The organism is Streptomyces sp. CC208A (assembly GCF_030010625.1).
Classification (GTDB): Bacteria; Actinomycetota; Actinomycetes; order Streptomycetales; family Streptomycetaceae; genus Streptomyces.
In genome coordinates this window covers 49248-67234 of the sequence record NZ_JASCXN010000023.1, presented here as the reverse complement: position 1 = coordinate 67234, position 17987 = coordinate 49248, and the positions used below count along the sequence as shown (strand labels likewise).

The 17987-nt window shown below is 71.8% G+C and carries 12 protein-coding genes and 1 riboswitch; of the genes, 10 read left to right on the top strand and 2 right to left on the bottom strand.

The window, feature by feature from the left end; all coding sequences use genetic code 11:
* Positions 1–39: 39 nt before the first annotated feature.
* From QK442_RS23545 to QK442_RS23530, 4 genes are all read left to right on the top strand, one after another.
* On the top strand, positions 40–1764 hold the full coding sequence (locus tag QK442_RS23545; protein WP_282696026.1) for an ATP-binding cassette domain-containing protein: 1725 nt from the start codon (positions 40–42) through the stop codon (positions 1762–1764).
* A 160-nt stretch (positions 1765–1924) separates the two neighbouring features.
* A complete protein-coding gene (locus tag QK442_RS23540) occupies positions 1925–2815 on the top strand; it encodes a FadR/GntR family transcriptional regulator (RefSeq protein ID WP_282696025.1) in 891 nt (296 codons plus the stop codon).
* Between the two features lie 391 nt (positions 2816–3206).
* Positions 3207–4760, top strand: coding sequence for an RNA polymerase sigma factor (locus tag QK442_RS23535; protein ID WP_282696024.1), 1554 nt, complete (start codon positions 3207–3209; stop codon positions 4758–4760).
* Between the two features lie 140 nt (positions 4761–4900).
* On the top strand, positions 4901–5722 hold the full coding sequence (locus QK442_RS23530) for a serine protease (RefSeq protein ID WP_282696023.1): 822 nt from the start codon (positions 4901–4903) through the stop codon (positions 5720–5722).
* Between the two features lie 151 nt (positions 5723–5873).
* On the opposite strand, the gene QK442_RS23525 is transcribed toward QK442_RS23530, so the two are convergent.
* Positions 5874–6104 carry a hypothetical protein gene (locus QK442_RS23525; RefSeq protein WP_030495106.1) on the bottom strand — a complete coding sequence of 77 codons (231 nt, stop codon included), beginning with the start codon at positions 6102–6104 and terminating at the stop codon, positions 5874–5876.
* A 435-nt stretch (positions 6105–6539) separates the two neighbouring features.
* Here QK442_RS23525 and QK442_RS23520 point away from each other — a divergent pair, with 435 nt between their 5' ends.
* From QK442_RS23520 to QK442_RS23505, 4 genes are all read left to right on the top strand, one after another.
* Complete coding sequence (locus tag QK442_RS23520; RefSeq protein ID WP_282696022.1) at positions 6540–8657, top strand: DNA topoisomerase IV subunit B; 2118 nt, start codon at positions 6540–6542, stop codon at positions 8655–8657.
* A 268-nt stretch (positions 8658–8925) separates the two neighbouring features.
* The gene (locus tag QK442_RS23515) at positions 8926–9309 is read left to right on the top strand and encodes a DUF485 domain-containing protein (RefSeq protein ID WP_282696076.1); all 384 of its coding nucleotides are present in this window, start codon (positions 8926–8928) and stop codon (positions 9307–9309) included.
* Positions 9306–10898: a cation acetate symporter gene (locus QK442_RS23510; RefSeq protein ID WP_282696021.1), complete on the top strand. Its 1593-nt coding sequence runs from the start codon at positions 9306–9308 to the stop codon at positions 10896–10898. The genes QK442_RS23515 and QK442_RS23510 overlap by 4 nt, the downstream gene beginning before the upstream one ends.
* A gap of 124 nt (positions 10899–11022) precedes the next feature.
* A complete protein-coding gene (locus tag QK442_RS23505) occupies positions 11023–12072 on the top strand; it encodes a GTP-binding protein (protein ID WP_282696020.1) in 1050 nt (349 codons plus the stop codon).
* A gap of 139 nt (positions 12073–12211) precedes the next feature.
* Here QK442_RS23505 and QK442_RS23500 read toward each other — a convergent pair whose 3' ends face one another.
* Complete coding sequence (locus tag QK442_RS23500) at positions 12212–14671, bottom strand: DNA topoisomerase IV subunit A (protein WP_282696019.1); 2460 nt, start codon at positions 14669–14671, stop codon at positions 12212–12214.
* Between the two features lie 182 nt (positions 14672–14853).
* Between QK442_RS23500 and QK442_RS23495 the strand changes: the two genes are divergently transcribed.
* Positions 14854–16200 carry a pitrilysin family protein gene (locus QK442_RS23495; protein WP_282696018.1) on the top strand — a complete coding sequence of 449 codons (1347 nt, stop codon included), beginning with the start codon at positions 14854–14856 and terminating at the stop codon, positions 16198–16200.
* A 26-nt stretch (positions 16201–16226) separates the two neighbouring features.
* Positions 16227–17591 (top strand): pitrilysin family protein, encoded by a 1365-nt coding sequence (locus QK442_RS23490; RefSeq protein ID WP_282696075.1) that lies wholly within the window; start codon positions 16227–16229, stop codon positions 17589–17591.
* 199 nt (positions 17592–17790) lie between these two features.
* Positions 17791–17984: riboswitch (cyclic di-AMP (ydaO/yuaA leader) on the top strand.
* Positions 17985–17987 lie beyond the last annotated feature (3 nt).

The following is a 17987-nucleotide window of genomic DNA, read 5'->3' as shown; positions in this document are numbered from 1 at the left end:
CCCTGCCGCGGAGCGGTGACACCTACCGCGAGAGAAGCGATGCTCCAGGCCATCGGACTGACCAGCACCCCCCGCCGCGATCGCCCGCCCGCCGTGGACGATCTGACCTTCGAGGCCCCGCCGGGGGCCGTGACCGCCCTCGTCGGAGCCCCGGGTTCCGGCAAGACGACCGCCCTGCGCCTCCTGCTCGGACTCGACCCGGGGCGCGGACTCACCTACTTCCGTGGGCGGCCGCTGCACCGGATCGCCCAGCCCGCGCGCGAGGTCGGGGTGGTCCTCGGCGACGTGCCCGGGCACCCGTCCCGTACCGTGCGCGGGCAGTTGCGGATGCTCGCCGCCGGCGCGGGAGTTCCGGTCGCCCGGACCGACGAGGTGATCCGCGCCGTGGGGCTGGCCGGACTGGAGGGGCGGCGGCTCGGCACCCTGCCCCGTGGGGTCGACCGCCGACTCGCCCTGGCCGCCGCCCTGTTGGGGGAGCCGCACACGCTGCTCCTGGACGCCCCGGCGGCGGGGCTCTCCCCGGTGGAGCAGGCCGGCCTGCACGGACTCCTGCGGGCGCACGCGGACGGCGGCGGCACCGTGCTCTACACCACCAGGGACCCCAAGGACGCGGCGCGCAACGCCGACCACGTCATCACGCTCGACGAGGGTCGCCTGGTCGCCGCCCAGGACGCCGGCGACTTCGCCCGCACCCGGCTGCGGCCGAGGGTCGCCGTCCGCACCCCGCACGCCGCCCGGCTCGCCGCCGCCGTGGCGCAGGAGGCCCGAGCCGCCCGCAGGCCGGTCGAGGCCGTCACGCAGGACGGCACCCTCCTCCTGGTGTACGGCGGCGACTGCGCCCAGGTGGGGGACATCGCGTTCCGGCACGGCGTACCGGTCCACCGGCTCGCGGACGAGACCGGTGACGCCGACCCCCTTCCGGTACGGGTGCCCGCGCCGGCCCCGCCGACGGGTGGCGCGGCTCCGGACCGGCCCGCGGCGGCGCGCCGTCCGGTCCGCGCGCCGCTGCGCCCGCTCCGGTACGAGCTGCGCCGGGTCCTCGGCGTGCCCTCCACATGGCTGGTCGCGGCGGGCGTGCCGGCGGTGTCGGTCGTGCTCGCGGTGCTCCTCGGGCGGGGCGGTGGGACCCCGCTGCCGACAGTGATGGCCGCCTGGCCCGACCTCCTGCCGCTGCCGCCCGCGGCGCTCGGCGCCGGGCTGCTCGGCGCGCTCTCCTTCGGCGAGGAGTACCGCTACCCCGCGCTCGCCGCAGGGCGCGGCGCCGTACCGCGCCGACTCGCGCTGCTGCTCGCCAAGCTCGCCGTCGCCGCGGCCCTCGCGCTGTTCCTCGGCGCGCTGACGGCGGGGGTCGACCTGGCGGCCCTCCGGCTCTTCTACGGCGCCGACTTGATCTCCGTACCAGACAACTGGGGTTCGATGTCCGCGAGTTGGCTGGGGCTCGCGGTCGGCTGCGCGTGGGCGGGGGTCCTGGGGGCCGGCGTGTTCCGCGCGGCGGCGGCCGGGGTGGCCGCGGTCCTCTTCGTGCCGGTCGCCTTCGTCCCGCTGCTGCGTCAGGTGGCGAGCGGTCCTGCGGTCCGGTCCGTCGCCGGACTCCCCTCCCGGCTGGGCGAGTTCGCCGGCCCGCGGTGGGCACCCCTGGACCGGTGGCTCGCCGGGGTGCTGGAGGTGGTGGGGCAGCCCGCAGGGGTGGCCCTCGTGCTCACGTTGACGGTCCTGCTCTGCGCGTATGTGCTCACAGGCCTTCGCTGGCAGGCCCGTTGGTGATCGCTTCCGGATCGTTGCCTTCCGGTTAGGTCGCAACTCCCTTGAGGGATGCTGCTTATGCCCGAATAATCGTCAATTGTGTAGGGGGTGCCGATCACCCTTTCGTGTGCTTTTCACCAAAGACCTCAAGGGTCACGGAGGCAACGCCGACAAAGGATGCGTGAGTACCCTTGCGCACACGATGATGACCGCCGCCCGCTCCGTCGACTCCGGCCTCGGCGCTCCGGGCGATGTCGACCGCTACCCCTACGCGGAGGCCCCCGTCGCCGACCGCGTGAGCCCGCCCTCCTGGGAGGGGGTGGACACGGACCTCGGCCGCGTCGGCCGCCGCACCGCCGGCAGTCGCGGCCGTGGCCTGCACGGCCAGCTCGTCCAACAGCTCGGTCAGATGATCGTCTCCGGCGACCTCGGCGCGGACCGCCCCCTCGTCCCCGAGGAGATCGGTCAGCGCTTCGAGGTCTCGCGTACCGTCGTGCGCGAGTCCCTCCGCGTCCTGGAGGCCAAGGGCCTCGTCAGCGCCCGGCCCAACGTCGGCACCCGGGTCCGCCCGGTCAGCGACTGGAACCTGCTCGACCCCGACATCATCGAGTGGCGCGCCTTCGGGCCCCAGCGTGACGACCAGCGGCGCGAGCTGAACGAGCTGCGCTGGACCATCGAGCCGCTGGCCGCCCGCCTCGCCGCCGGACATGGCAGGGAGGACGTGCAGCAGCGCCTCGCCGACATGGTCGAGATCATGGGGCACGCCTACGCGCAGGCCGACGGCGTCACCTTCTCCCGCGCCGACGCGGAGTTCCACTCCCTGCTCATCCAGCTCGCCGGCAACCGCATGCTGGAGCACCTCTCCGGCATCGTCGCCGCCGCCCTCCACGTCTCCGGTGGCCCCGCCACCGCCTGTGACCGCCCCGGCGAGAGCTGCCTGGCGCACCACGCCCGGATCGTCGACGCCCTCGCCGCGGGGGACGCCCAGGGCGCCGAGACCGCCATGCGCCAACTGCTCACGGTCCACCCCGAGGTGGAGCCCCGGGTCGTCCCCGCCCCGCGCGAACACTGATCCGCGGGCCGTGGCCGCACGTGCACGGGCGCGTACGCAGGGAGAGCCGCCGGAGTCGAGCGTGGTCCGGGGAGCCCGTCCGACCTCCGGACGGGCTCCCCGGACCGCGCCAGGGTGCAGGTGGCACCGAACGTACGCTTGAACCCCTTTTCACTCGGTTCGTCACGGATGCGGTGTGACTCGGGACACGAAGATTGGGCGTAACACTCCTCCGAGCCGTGCGATGACCTAAGAGGTGACAGCCGAGGAAGGAATACAGCAGCCGGTGCAGGCGCTGTGCAGTTCCCCGGTCCAGCCCGCGCCGTCGGCACATTCCCCGTCGACGGTCGTCGGCTCCGGCCCGATCCCGGGCGGGGCCGGAAGCCGTTTCCATCGTTCCGAGAGGTTGTTCGTGTCGGCCAGCACATCCCGTACGCTCCCGCCGGAGATCGCCGAGTCCGAGTCTGTGATGGCGCTCATCGAGCGGGGAAAGGCTGATGGGCAGATCGCCGGCGATGACGTGCGTCGGGCCTTCGAGGCTGACCAGATTCCGCCAACCCAGTGGAAGAATGTTCTGCGCAGCCTCAATCAGATCCTCGAGGAAGAGGGTGTGACGCTGATGGTCAGTGCAGCGGAGTCGCCGAAGCGCGCCCGCAAGAGCGCAGCAGCGAAGAGCCCGGCCAAGCGCACCGCCGCCAAGACCACCGTCACCGCCAGGGCGGCGACGGTGACGAGGACCAGCGTCGCGACCGGCTCCGCCGCCCCCGCGGCCGAGAGCGCGGACCCGGCCGACGAGACCGCGGCGCCCGCCAAGAAGACGGCCGTGAAGAAGACCGCCGCCAAGAAGACGGCGGCCAAGAAGACCGTCGCCAAGAAGACGGCGGCCAAGAAGACCGCGTCGAAGAAGTCCGACGACGAACTGCTCGAGGGCGAGGACCTGCTCGAGGACGTCGCGCCGGGCAAGGACGACGAGGAGACCGAGGGCGAGGCCAAGGGCTTCGTGCTGTCCGACGAGGACGAGGACGACGCTCCCGCCCAGCAGGTCGCCGTCGCCGGTGCCACCGCCGACCCGGTCAAGGACTACCTGAAGCAGATCGGCAAGGTCCCCCTGCTCAACGCCGAGCAGGAGGTCGAGCTCGCCAAGCGCATCGAGGCCGGTCTCTTCGCCGAGGACAAGCTCGCCAACTCGGACAAGATCGCGCCCAAGCTCAAGCGCGAGCTGGAGATCATCGCAGAGGACGGCCGCCGTGCCAAGAACCACCTCCTGGAGGCCAACCTCCGTCTGGTGGTCTCCCTGGCGAAGCGCTACACCGGCCGCGGCATGCTCTTCCTGGACCTGATCCAGGAGGGCAACCTGGGCCTGATCCGCGCGGTCGAGAAGTTCGACTACACCAAGGGCTACAAGTTCTCCACGTACGCCACCTGGTGGATCCGTCAGGCGATCACCCGCGCCATGGCCGACCAGGCCCGCACCATCCGCATCCCGGTGCACATGGTCGAGGTCATCAACAAGCTCGCGCGCGTCCAGCGCCAGATGCTCCAGGACCTGGGCCGCGAGCCCACCCCGGAGGAGCTGGCCAAGGAGCTCGACATGACCCCCGAGAAGGTCATCGAGGTCCAGAAGTACGGCCGCGAGCCGATCTCCCTCCACACCCCCCTGGGTGAGGACGGCGACAGCGAGTTCGGTGACCTCATCGAGGACTCCGAGGCGGTCGTCCCGGCCGACGCGGTCAGCTTCACGCTCCTCCAGGAGCAGCTGCACTCCGTCCTCGACACGCTCTCCGAGCGCGAGGCCGGCGTCGTCTCCATGCGCTTCGGCCTCACCGACGGCCAGCCGAAGACGCTCGACGAGATCGGCAAGGTCTACGGCGTGACCCGTGAGCGGATCCGTCAGATCGAGTCGAAGACGATGTCGAAGCTGCGCCACCCGTCGCGTTCGCAGGTCCTGCGTGACTACCTGGACTGATCCGTCCGACGTATCAGGCAGTGGACGAAGGGTCCGGTTCCCCGTTCGGGGGCCGGGCCCTTCGGCCGTTCGCGGGTGCAGGAGGCCGGTCCGTGCCGGACGCTGGGTGAACGGATATCAGCGGAGAGTCAGGAGGCTCCATGCGTGGTCCCTTCACCCGGCTGTTGACGGGTGCCCTGGGTCTGGTCACGGCGGTGGCGGGGCAGGTGGCCGGCGCCGCCCCGGCCGCCGCGGACGGCGTCGTGGTGGGCGGCAGCCCGACCGCGATCGCCGACGCGCCCTGGGTGGTGGCGCTGTCCAGCCGTGACCGGTTCGGGGGTATGCGGGCGGGCCAGTTCTGCGGGGGTGTCGTCGTGGCGCCCGCCAAGGTGCTCACCGCCGCCCACTGCCTGAGCCGCGAGGCGCTCGGGGGCGAGCCCTGGCAGCTGCGGGACTTCTCGGTGATCGCGGGCCGGGCAGCGCTGCGCGGGCAGGGCGGGCAGGAGGTGCGGATCACCGACACCTGGGTGAACCCCGCCTACGACCCGACGACCAATTCGGGCGACCTCGCCGTGCTCACCCTCGCCGAGCCCCTGCCGCAGTCCTACGTCATCAAGGTGGCCCGGCCCGGGGACGAGGTGGAGGGGCCCGGGACGGCGGCCGAGGTGTACGGCTGGGGCGACACGACCGGGCGCGGGAGCTACGCCTCCTCGCTCCGTTCGGCGCGCGTCCAGGTCCTCCCGGACGCGGCCTGCGAGCGGGCGTACCCGGGCGGATTCGGCGGCGTCTCGTACCGCAAGGAGACGATGCTCTGCGCCGGCGATCCGCGGGGCGGCCGGGACGCCTGCCAGGGCGACAGTGGCGGGCCGCTGGTGGCGCGGGGGCTGCTGGTGGGGCTGGTGTCGTGGGGCAGCGGCTGCGGGCAGGCCGAGAACCCGGGGGTCTACACCCGGGTGTCCGCGATGCTGCCCGAGCGCTTCTGAGGAGCCGTACGACCCTGCTCCGGGGCTCCTGAGCAGGGCCCGGTCAGGGAAGCCCGGGAGTACGAGGACGGGCGGTCAGCCCCTGGGTCAGGGGCCGACCGCCCGTCGGCCGGTCAGCGACCGGTCCTGAGCTCGTCGTGGTTGCGCGGCGTCAGTGCTCGTCGCCCACCGTGCGGGCCGGCACGTCGGTGAGCCGGTCCGTCTCATCCTGTATCTCGACGGCGATCTTCTTGAGTTCCGGCTCGAACTTGCGTCCGTGGTGGGCGCAGAAGAGCAAGTCACCTCCGCTGGCCAGGACAACACGCAGGTAGGCCTGGGCGCCGCAGCGGTCGCAGCGGTCAGCGGCCGTCAGGGGGCTCGCGGGGGTCAGAACAGTAGTCACGTCGCCTCTTCTCTAGCTCGACGAGCTGTCGTACCAGGGTCAACATCCAACCAGGCCGAAAACGTTCCCGCTCGTGGCTTTTCCTTGAAACTTTTTCCCAAGGTGGCTGTCTGCTGCCGGTTGGCGGCGAATGAGCCGTATTGCGTCGCTCTACGGGTTTCGCGTTGCTGTGGTGTGTCTTCGTCCTCCCGGCGGGGTTGCCGGTTGTTGATGAGGACGTGCCCGGAGCCTAGATGGTTCATGCCGGGAAGGGAACGTGATGTTCGCGTCACCCCTTCGAGGGATCGAACATCCATGCGAACCTGGACTAGCATGAGGAAACCGAGAGGGTGGCGTTCCAACGGCTCTACCAGGCATCGGTACCCTCTGAGCGGTGAGCGACGCCGGTACTCACCCCATCGGGCAAGATCTCAAATTCAGCGAGGAGCGAACCGCGTGACCGCCGAAACGTCCGTGCCGTCCAGTGCGCTGCTGACCGCAGACCGTGACGGTTCCAACTACACCGCGCGGCACCTGCTCGTCCTCGAAGGGCTCGAAGCGGTCCGCAAGCGCCCCGGGATGTACATCGGGTCCACCGACAGCCGTGGCCTGATGCACTGCCTCTGGGAGATCATCGACAACTCGGTCGACGAGGCCCTCGGCGGCTACTGCGACCACATCGAGGTCATCCTGCACGACGACGGCTCCGTCGAGGTCCGGGACAACGGCCGCGGCATCCCGGTCGACGTCGAGCCCAAGACCGGCCTGTCCGGCGTCGAGGTCGTCATGACCAAGCTGCACGCCGGCGGAAAGTTCGGCGGCGGCTCGTACGCGGCCTCCGGCGGTCTCCACGGCGTCGGCGCCTCCGTGGTCAACGCGCTCTCGGCCCGTCTCGACGTCGAGGTCGACCGGAACAGCGCCACCCACTCGATCAGCTTCCGGCGCGGTGTCCCCGGCATCTTCACCGAGCAGGGCCCCGACAGCCCCTTCGACCCGGGCAACGGCCTGACCAAGGGCAAGCGCGTCCCCAAGACCCGCACCGGCACCCGGGTCCGCTACTGGGCCGACCGCCAGATCTTCCTGAAGGACGCCAAGCTCTCCCTGGAGACGCTGCACCAGCGGGCCCGCCAGACCGCCTTCCTCGTGCCCGGCCTCACCATCGTCGTCCGCGACGAGCGGGACCTGGAGGGGATCGGCAAGAGCGAGGAGGTCTTCCGCTTCGACGGCGGCATCAGCGAGTTCTGCGAGTACCTCGCGCAGGACAAGGCCGTCTGCGACGTGCTGCGCCTCACCGGCCAGGGCACCTTCAAGGAGACCGTCCCGGTCCTGGACGACCGCGGCCACATGACCCCCACCGAGGTCACCCGTGAGCTCGGCGTGGACGTCGCCCTGCGCTGGGGCACCGGCTACGACACCACGGTCCGGTCCTTCGTCAACATCATCGCCACCCCCAAGGGCGGCACCCACGTCTCCGGCTTCGAGCAGGCCGTCACCAAGACGATGAACGAGGTGCTGCGCTCGGCCAAGCTGCTGCGCGTCGCCGAGGACGACATCGTCAAGGACGACGCCCTGGAGGGCCTGACCGCCGTCGTCACCGTCCGCCTCGCCGAGCCGCAGTTCGAGGGCCAGACCAAGGAGGTCCTCGGCACCTCGGCCGCCCGCCGGATCGTGGCGAACGTGGTCGCGCGGGAGCTCAAGGCCTTCCTGACCTCCACCAAGCGGGACGCCAAGGCCCAGGCCCGGGCCGTCCTGGAGAAGACCGTGGCCGCCGCCCGCACCCGGATCGCCGCCCGCCAGCACAAGGAGGCGCAGCGCCGGAAGACGGCCCTGGAGACCTCCTCGCTCCCGGCCAAGCTGGCCGACTGCCGCAGCGACGACGTCGAGCGCAGCGAGCTCTTCATCGTCGAGGGAGACTCCGCGCTCGGCACCGCCAAGCTCGCCCGGAACAGCGAGTTCCAGGCGCTGCTGCCGATCCGCGGCAAGATCCTCAACGTCCAGAAGTCGTCCGTCTCGGACATGCTGAAGAACGCCGAGTGCGGCGCGATCATCCAGGTCATAGGAGCGGGCTCGGGCCGCACCTTCGACATCGACGCGGCCCGCTACGGCAAGGTCATCATGATGACCGACGCCGACGTCGACGGCTCGCACATCCGGACGCTGCTGCTGACCCTCTTCCAGCGCTACATGCGCCCGATGGTCGAGGCCGGCCGGGTCTTCGCCGCCGTGCCGCCGCTGCACCGGATCGAGCTGATCCAGCCCAAGAAGGGCCAGGACAAGTACGTGTACACGTACTCCGACAGCGAGCTGCGGCAGACGCTCCTGGAGTTCGAGCGCAAGGGTGTCCGCTACAAGGACTCCATCCAGCGCTACAAGGGCCTCGGCGAGATGGACGCCGACCAGCTCGCGGAGACCACGATGGACCCGCGCCACCGCACCCTGCGCCGCATCAACATCGGCGACCTGGACGCGGCCGAGCAGGTCTTCGACCTGCTGATGGGCAACGACGTGGCGCCCCGCAAGGAGTTCATCACCAGCTCGGCGGCGACGCTCGACCGCTCGCGCATCGACGCCTGACCCGCCCCACCGGTCCGTACCGGCCCGGCACCCGCACCGCGGGGCCGGGCCGGCGGCGTCCATACGCCTATCGGCACGGTCCGGTCAGGCCACCGGGGCGAACTGTCACCTGATGGGGTGAAGACCGGAGGGAGGAGAGTCCGGGATCTGCCCGCTCTGTCCATCCTTGGGCACGCGGCCGAAACGGTTCGCTGACAAGGAGAGTTGACCAGTGGAACAACTGGACGAACAGGCGCGTGCGGGGGCACGGGACGACGGGGCGGTGGCGATCCGTCCGGAGCTCCCGCACCAGGCGGACGACGGGGCCGCGCACCGGACGGCCGGCGCGGCCGGGATCTACCTGGAGGTCCAGCGCAGCCCCGCCTTCCAGGAGGTACGGCGCCGCTACCGGCGGTTCGCCTTCCCCGCCACCCTCGCCTTCCTCCTCTGGTACCTCGCCTACGTCATCGCCGCCACCGCGGCCCCCGGCCTGATGGCCCGTCCGGTGGCCGGCGCGGTCAACGTGGCGATGATCGCCGGCCTCGCCCAGTTCCTCACCACTTTCCTGCTCACCTGGGCCTACGCCCGGCACGCGCGGCTGCGCCGGGACCGGGCCGCGCTCGAACTGCGCTGGGACACCCAGGAGATGACGAGGGGGGCCGGACAGTGGTGACCGGGGACCACCAGACGCTCGCCCTGCTGCTCTTCAGCACCTTCGTCGCCGTGACCCTCGGCATCACCACCTGGGTGAGCCGCAACCGGCGCGGCTCGGCCGAGGAGTTCTACGCCGGCGGCCGGCTCTTCTCACCGATGGAGAACGGATTCGCCATCGCCGGCGACTACATGTCCGCCGCCTCCTTCCTCGGCATCTCGGGCCTCATCGCGCTCTACGGCTACGACGGCATGCTCTACTCGGTCGGCTTCCTGGTCGCCTGGCTGGTCGTACTGCTCCTCGTCGCCGAACTCGTCCGCAACTGCGGCCGCTTCACCCTCGCCGACGTCGTCGCCGCGCGGATGGCCGAACGGCCCGTACGGATCGCGGCCGGCACCTCCTCCGTGGCCGTCTCCGTGCTCTACCTGGTGGCCCAGATGGTCGGCGCCGGCAGCCTGGTGGCCCTCCTCCTCGGCGGCACCGGCGAGGCCGCGCGCACCTGGACGGTCGTCGGCGTCGGCGCGCTGATGGTGATCTACGTGTCGCTCGGCGGGATGCGGGCCACCACCTGGATCCAGATCGTCAAGGCGGTGCTGCTGATGGCGGGCACCGTCACCCTCACCGTCCTCGTCCTGATCCGCTTCCACGGCGACGTGAACAGCCTGCTCAGCACCGCCGCCGAGCGCAGCGGGCACGGCAGCGCCTTCCTCGGTCCCGGGCTGCGGTACGGCGGCGACTGGACCGCCCGGCTCGACTTCATCAGCCTCGGCCTCGCACTCGTCCTCGGCACCGCGGGACTGCCCCACATCCTGTCCCGCTTCTACACCGTGCCCACCGCGAGGGCCGCCCGCCGCTCCGTCGTCTGGTCCATCGGCCTCATCGGCGGCTTCTACCTGATGACGATCGTCCTCGGCTTCGGCGCCGCCGCCCTCATCGGCTCCGCCGAGGTCCGCGCCTCCAACGCCTCAGGGAACACGGCCGTACCGCTGCTCGCGCTCGACCTCGGCGGGGGAGCGGGCTCCACCGGCGGCACGGTGCTCTTCGCGGTGGTCGCGGCCGTCGCCTTCGCGACCATCCTCGCCGTCGTCGCCGGAATCACCCTGGCCTCCTCCGCCTCCGTCGCCCACGACCTCTACGCCTCGCTGCGCAGACCCGGCGGGAAGCAGTACAGCGAGGTCACGGTGGCGCGGGTGGCCGCCGCGGGCATCGGCGCCGCCGCGATCGGCCTCGGTCTGCTCGCCCGCGACCTCAACGTGGCCTTCCTCGTCGGCCTCGCCTTCGCGGTGGCCGCCTCCGCCAATCTGCCGGTGCTGCTGTACTCGCTCTTCTGGCGCCGGTTCACCACCCGGGGCGCCGTCTGGTCCGTCTACGGCGGACTCGTCCCCGCCGTGGTCCTCGTACTCCTCTCGCCGGTCGTCTCCGGCAGCTCCGAAGCGCTCTTCCCCGGTATCGACTTCCACCTCTTCCCGCTGCAGAACCCGGGGGTGGTCTCCATCCCGCTCGGCTTCCTCGCCGGCTGGCTCGGCACGGTCACCTCGCCCGAACCACCGGACGAGGCACGGCACGCCGAGACCGAGGTGCGGGCGCTCACCGGCGCCGGGGCCGCCTGACGGCACGCGCGCGTGGGGCCGGTTCCCGCGGGGCGGCTGCCTATCCTGGGGGCCGGTCCACAGCAGGGGCCGTGCCGGGTCCCGTGGCCCGTACCCGTCCTCGTACCAGCGAAAGGCAAGCTCCGTGAGCGCGCAGCAGATCCCCGTCGTCGTCCTCGCCGGGTTTCTCGGAGCGGGGAAGACCACGCTTCTCAACCATCTGCTGCGCAGCGCCCGGGGCACCCGGATCGGGGTCATGGTCAACGACTTCGGCGACATCGGGATCGACGCGATGACCGTCGCCGGGCAGGTGGGATCCACGGTCTCCCTCGGCAACGGGTGCCTGTGCTGCGCGGTGGACGCGAGCGAGCTGGACGAGTACCTGGAGGTCCTCACCCGGCCCGAGCTGCGCCTCGACGTGATCGTGATCGAGGCCAGCGGTCTCGCCGAGCCGCAGGAACTGGTCAGGATGGTGCTGGCCAGCGAGAACCGGCGGATCGTCTACGGCGGGCTCGTCGAGGTCGTCGACGCGGCCGAGTTCGAGGCCACCCGGCGGCGGCACCCCGAGACCGACCGGCACCTCGCCCTTGCCGACCTCGTCGTCGTCAACAAGGCCGACCGGGTGCCCGGGGAGGAGCTGCGGGCCGTCCGGGCGGCCGTGGCCCGGCTCGCGGAGCGGGCCGCGGTGATCGAGGCGGCGCACGGCCGGATCGATCCCGAGCTGCTCTTCGACCGGGTCGTCCCGGAGGACGAGATCGCCGGACAGATGTCGATCGAGGACATCCTCTACGGCGACGACGACGGCCACGCCCACACGCACGCCGCCTACGACACCGTCTCCCTGGCCACGCCGGTGCCGCTGCATCCGCGCCGCCTCATGGCCTTCCTGGACTCCCGGCCGGAGGGCCTGTACCGCCTCAAGGGCTTCGTCGACTTCGGCGCCGCCGATCCCGACCACCGCTACCTCGTGCACGCTGTCGGCCGCTTCCTGCGCTTCTACCCGGAGCCCTGGCCGGCCGGGGAGGAGCGGCTGTCGCAGCTCGTCCTGATCGGGACCGGCGTCGACGCGGCGGCCCTGCGCAAGGAGCTCACCGCCTGCGAGGTGGACGGCCCCGACGACACCCCGGACGAGCACAGCATGTGGGGCGTCCTGCGGTACGTCCCCCAGGGCGACGAACCTCCGGCGGCCGAGTAGGCCCCGGCCGACCCCGCCCGGCCCACGTCCCCGTACGGTACGGCGCCGGCACCGCCTGGGACCGCCGACGGCGAAGCCCCCCGCTCCGGCCGGAGCGGGGGGCTTCTCGTACGGGGCGTACGGGACGGGCGGCGGCCGGCTAGCTCGCCGGGCCCGCCACCACGTCCACCGGCCGCGGCAGCGGGGTGCCCGAGCCGTCGCGGCGCGGGTCCGGCTCCGGCAGCTCGGCCGGAGCGCCGTTCTTCTGCGCGGCACGGGCCGGCAGGGCGCCCGCCCAGGCCAGGACCAGCACGTCCTCGCCCTTCAGGAAACGCTGGCAGCGCACGCCGCCGGTCGCCCGGCCCTTGCGCGGGTACTGGTCGAACGGGGTCAGCTTCGCCGAGGTGGCCGCGGCGCCGCCCAGGGTGCCGGCCGAGCCCGCCACCGTGAACACGGCCGCGTCGGCCGCCGGATCCACCGCTGTGAAGGACAGCACCTCGGCGCCGGCCGTCAGCTTGATGCCCGCCATGCCGCCCGCAGGGCGGCCCTGCGGCCGCACCTGGGAGGCCGGATAGCGCAGCAGCTGGGCGTCAGAGGTGATGAAGACCAGATCCTCCTCGCCCGTCCGCAGCTCGACCGCGCCGACGATCCGGTCGCCCTCCTTGAGGGTGATGACCTCCAGCTCGTCCTTGTTCGCCGGATAGTCCGGAACCACGCGCTTGACCACGCCCTGGAGGGTGCCCAGCGCCAGACCGGGCGAGGACTCGTCCAGACCGGTCAGGCAGACCACCGTCTCGTCCGCCTCCAGGGACAGGAACTCGCTCAGCGGCGCCCCGCCCGCCAGGTTCGGCACGGCGGCCGTGTCGGGCAGCTGAGGCAGGTCGATGACGGCGAGCCGCAGCAGCCGGCCCGCAGAGGTCACCACGCCCACGTCGCCGCGCTGGGTGGCCGCCACCGACGAGACGATCACGTCGTGCTTGGCCCGCTTGGCGTCCGGGTCGACCGGCGGCAGCTCCGCCGAGACCGTACGGGCCAGCAGACCGGTCGAGGAGAGCAGCACCCGGCACGGATCGTCCGCGACCTCCAGCGGGACGGCGGTGACCGGGGCGCCGGCCGACTCCAGGAGGACCGTGCGCCGGTCGGTGCCGAACTTCTTCGCCACCGCGGCCAGCTCCGCCGACACCAGCTTGCGCAGCTCCGCGTCGGACTCCAGGATCCGGGTCAGCTCGCCGATCTCGCCGGTCAGCCGGTCCCGCTCGGTCTCCAGCTCCAGGCGGTCGAACTTGGTGAGCCGGCGCAGCGGGGTGTCCAGGATGTACTGGGTCTGGACCTCACTCAGCGAGAAGCGCTCCATCAGGCGCTCCTTGGCCTGCGCCGAGTTCTCGCTCTCCCGGATGAGCCGGATGACCTCGTCGATGTCGAGGAGGGCGACGAGCAGGCCCTCGACCAGATGGAGCCGGTCGCGCTTCTTGCCGCGGCGGAACTCGGAGCGGCGGCGGACCACCTCGAAGCGGTGGTCGAGGTAGACCTCCAGGAGCTCCTTGAGGCCGAGTGTGAGCGGCTGGCCGTCCACCAGCGCCACGTTGTTGATGCCGAAGGACTCCTCCATCGGCGTCAGCTTGTAGAGCTGCTCCAGGACGGCCTCGGGCACGAAGCCGTTCTTGACCTCGATGACCAGGCGGAGCCCGTGGGCCCGGTCGGTGAGGTCCTTGACGTCGGCGATGCCCTGGAGCTTCTTCGAGCCGACCAGGTCCTTGATCTTGGAGATGACCTTCTCGGGGCCCACCGTGAAGGGCAGCTCGGTGACGACGATGCCCTTGCGGCGGGCCGTCACCGTCTCCACCGACGTGGTGGCGCGGATCTTGAAGGTGCCGCGGCCCGACTCGTACGCGTCCCGGATGCCGGAGAGGCCGACGATCCGGCCACCGGTCGGCAGGTCGGGGCCCGGGACGAAGCGCATCAGCGCGTCCAGGTCCGCGTTCGGATACCGGATCAGGTGACGGGCGGCCGCCACGACCTCGCCCAGATTGTGCGGCGGCATGTTGGTCGCCATGCCGACCGCGATGCCCGAGGCGCCGTTCACCAACAGGTTCGGGTACGCGGCGGGAAGCGCGACCGGCTCCTGCTCCTGGCCGTCGTAGTTGGGCGCGAAATCGACCGTGTCCTCGTCGATGGACTCGGTCATCAGCAGGGCGGCCGGAGCCATCCGCGACTCGGTGTACCGCATGGCGGCCGGCGGGTCGTCATTGCCCAGCGAGCCGAAGTTGCCGTGGCCGTCGACCAGCGGCACGCGCATGGAGAACGGCTGCGCCATGCGGACCATGGCGTCGTAGATCGAGGCGTCGCCGTGCGGGTGCAGCTTGCCCATGACCTCGCCGACCACGCGGGCGCACTTGACGAACCCGCGGTCCGGGCGCAGGCCCATCTCGTTCATCTGGTAGACGATGCGCCGCTGGACCGGCTTCATGCCGTCGCGGGCGTCGGGCAGCGCGCGCGAGTAGATCACCGAGTAGGCGTACTCGAGGAAGGAGCCCTGCATCTCGTCGACGACGTCGATGTCGAGGATCTTCTCCTCGTACGCGTCGTCCGGCGGCGGTGTCTTCGTGCTGCGGCGGGCCATCGCGGCTGCGGCTCCTTCTCCGACAAAGCTTGATCTGACGCGGTCCATTGTGGACCGTGCCACCGACAACGCGGACCGCGACCCGGACGAGGGACATCTCAAGGGTCCGGGAACTTCGCCAGGTGTCGGCGCGCTTGCATACAGTGGCAGGACTTTTCACGATCGCGATCGAAGGGACGTACATGCCCATGGGTCACACGGCCACGGCCGAGGCCGGCTCCGGCGGCCTGACAGCGACCGAGCACCGGCTGACGAACGGCCTGCGGGTGGTGCTCTCCGAGGACCACCTGACCCCGGTCGCCGCGGTCTGCCTCTGGTACGACGTCGGCTCGCGCCACGAGGTCGAGGGCCGCACGGGCCTCGCCCACCTCTTCGAGCACCTGATGTTCCAGGGCTCGAAGCAGGTCCACGGCAACGGCCACTTCGAGCTCGTGCAGGGCGCCGGCGGCTCGCTCAACGGCACGACCAGCTTCGAGCGCACCAACTACTTCGAGACCATGCCCACCCACCAGCTGGAGCTCGCCCTCTGGCTGGAAGCCGACCGCATGGGCTCGCTGCTCGCCGCCCTCGACGACGAGTCGATGGAGAACCAGCGCGACGTCGTGAAGAACGAGCGCCGCCAGCGGTACGACAACGTGCCGTACGGCACCGCCTTCGAGAAGCTCACCGCGCTCGCGTACCCCGAGGGCCACCCGTACCACCACACCCCCATCGGCTCGATGGCGGACCTGGACGCGGCCACCCTGGAGGACGCCCGGCAGTTCTTCCGCACCTACTACGCGCCCAACAACGCCGTCCTGTCCGTCGTCGGCGACATCGACCCGGAGCAGACCCTCGCCTGGATCGAGAAGTACTTCGGCTCCATCCCCGGCCACGACGGCAAGCCCGCCCCCCGCGACGGCTCCCTGCCGGAGGTCATGGGCGAGCAGCTGCGCGAGGTCGTCGTCGAGGACGTCCCGGCCCGCGCCCTGATGGCCGCCTACCGGCTGCCCGAGGACGGCACGCGCGCGTGCGACGCCGCCGACCTCGCCCTCACCGTGCTCGGCGGCGGCGAGTCCTCCCGCCTGCACAACCGGCTGGTCCGCCGCGACCGCACCGCCGTCGCCGCCGGCTTCGGCCTGCTCCGGCTCGCCGGCGCCCCCTCGCTCGGCTGGCTGGACGTCAAGACCTCCGGCGGCGTCGAGGTCCCCGCCATCGAGGCGGCCGTCGACGAGGAGTTGGCCCGCTTCGCGGCCGAGGGCCCGACCGCCGAGGAGATGGAGCGTGCCCAGGCCCAGCTGGAGCGCGAATGGCTCGACCGGCTCGGCACGGTGGCCGGTCGCGCGGACGAACTGTGCCGCTTCGCCGTGCTGTTCGGCGACCCGCAGCTCGCCCTGACCGCCGTCGACCGCGTCCTCGCCGTCACCGCCGAGGAGGTGCGCGAGGTGGCCGCGGCCCGGCTGTGCCCCGACAACCGCGCGGTGCTGGTCTACGAGCCGGTGGCCACGGAACAGGAAGAGAGCGACGAGGAAGAGGGAGCGGACCAGTGACGGACGCCGCCGTGTCTCTGACCAGCATGGAGTTCCACCCGCAGCCGAAGCCCGGCCAGGCGAGGCCCTGGGCCTTCCCGGCCCCCGAGCGCGGCGCGCTCGACAACGGGCTGACCGTGCTGCGCTGCCACCGCCCCGGCCAGCAGGTCGTCGCCGTCGAGATCTTCGTCGACGCCCCGCTGGACGCCGAGCCCGAGGGCCTGGACGGTGTCGCCACCATCATGGCGCGCGCCCTCTCCGAGGGGACCACCGAGCGCGGCGCCGAGGAGTTCGCGGCCGAGCTCGAGCGCTGCGGCGCCACCCTCGACGCGCACGCCGACCACCCCGGCGTCCGGGTCTCCCTGGAGGTCCCGGTCTCCCGGCTCCCCAAGGCGCTCGGGCTCGTCGCCGAGGCCCTGGCCTCCCCGGCCTTCGACGCCGACGAGGTCAAGCGCCTGGTGGACAACCGGCTCGACGAGATCCCGCACGAGACCGCCAACCCGAGCCGCCGCGCGGCCAAGCAGCTCTACAAGGAGCTCTTCCCGGCCACCGCCCGCATGTCCCGGCCGCGCCAGGGCACCGAGGAGACCGTGGAGGCCGTCGACGCCGCCGCCGTCCGCGCCTTCTACGACGCCCATGTGCGGCCCGCGGCCGCCACCGCGGTCGTCGTCGGCGATCTCACCGGCGTCGACCTGGACAAGGTCCTCGCCGAGACCCTCGGCGGCTGGACCGGCAAGCCCGCCGCGCCGCGCCCGATGCCGCCGATCACCGCCGACGACACCGGCCGGGTCGTCATCGTCGACCGCCCCGGAGCCGTCCAGACCCAGCTGCTCATCGGCCGGATCGGCCCGGACCGGCACGACGCCGTCTGGGCCGCGCAGGTCCTCGGCGTCTACTGCCTCGGCGGCACCCTGACGTCCCGTCTGGACGCCGTCCTGCGGGAGGAGAAGGGGTACACGTACGGCGTGCGCGCCTTCGGGCAGGTGCTCCGCTCCGACGGCGAGGGGCACGGCGCCTCGATGCTCGCCATCAGCGGCTCGGTCGACACCCCCAACACCGGTCCGGCCCTCGACGACCTGTGGAAGGTGCTCCGCACCCTGGCCGAGGGCGGCCTGACCGACGCCGAGCGGGACGTCGCCGTGCAGAACCTGGTGGGCGTGGCCCCGCTCAAGTACGAGACGGCCGCCTCGGTCGCCGGGACCCTCGTCGACCAGGTCGAGCAGCACCTCCCGGACGACTACCAGGCACGGCTGTACGCGCGGCTCGCCGAGACCGGCACGGTCGAGGCCACGGCCGCCGTCGTCAGTGCCTTCCCGGTGGACCGGCTCGTCACCGTCCTGGTGGGCGACGCGGCGCAGATCGAGGAGCCCGTGCGGGCCCTCGGCATCGGCGAGGTGACCGTGGTGAGCTGACCCCCCCGTCGGCTCCGGGCGGAGGCGTCTGATGCCCCGAAGCATCGGATGCCTCCGCTTTGTCCGTTACGGCGCCAAACATGATCGTATGCCCTGTGGCATGTCTTACAAATGGGGTGCTCTGTTTGGCGATCGACATCCGTCCGGCCTAGCGTCGATCCGGCTGTTCGGCCGACGCACGCGCCGCACCCGCGGCACCGGACAGTCATCGCCGAGTCCCCGTCAGGCGCGAGCCTGGGGAGCCGGGGACCCGCCCTCCTGTCGCCGCCTTCGCGGCTGGAGGGGCCCACGTCCCTGGGGTGAATCGGACGCCTTCGCCACGCGGAGGGGCCCGTAGGAGACCTTCCTGCTCCGAACCCGTCAGCTAACCCGGTAGGCGAGAAGGAAGGAAAGGAA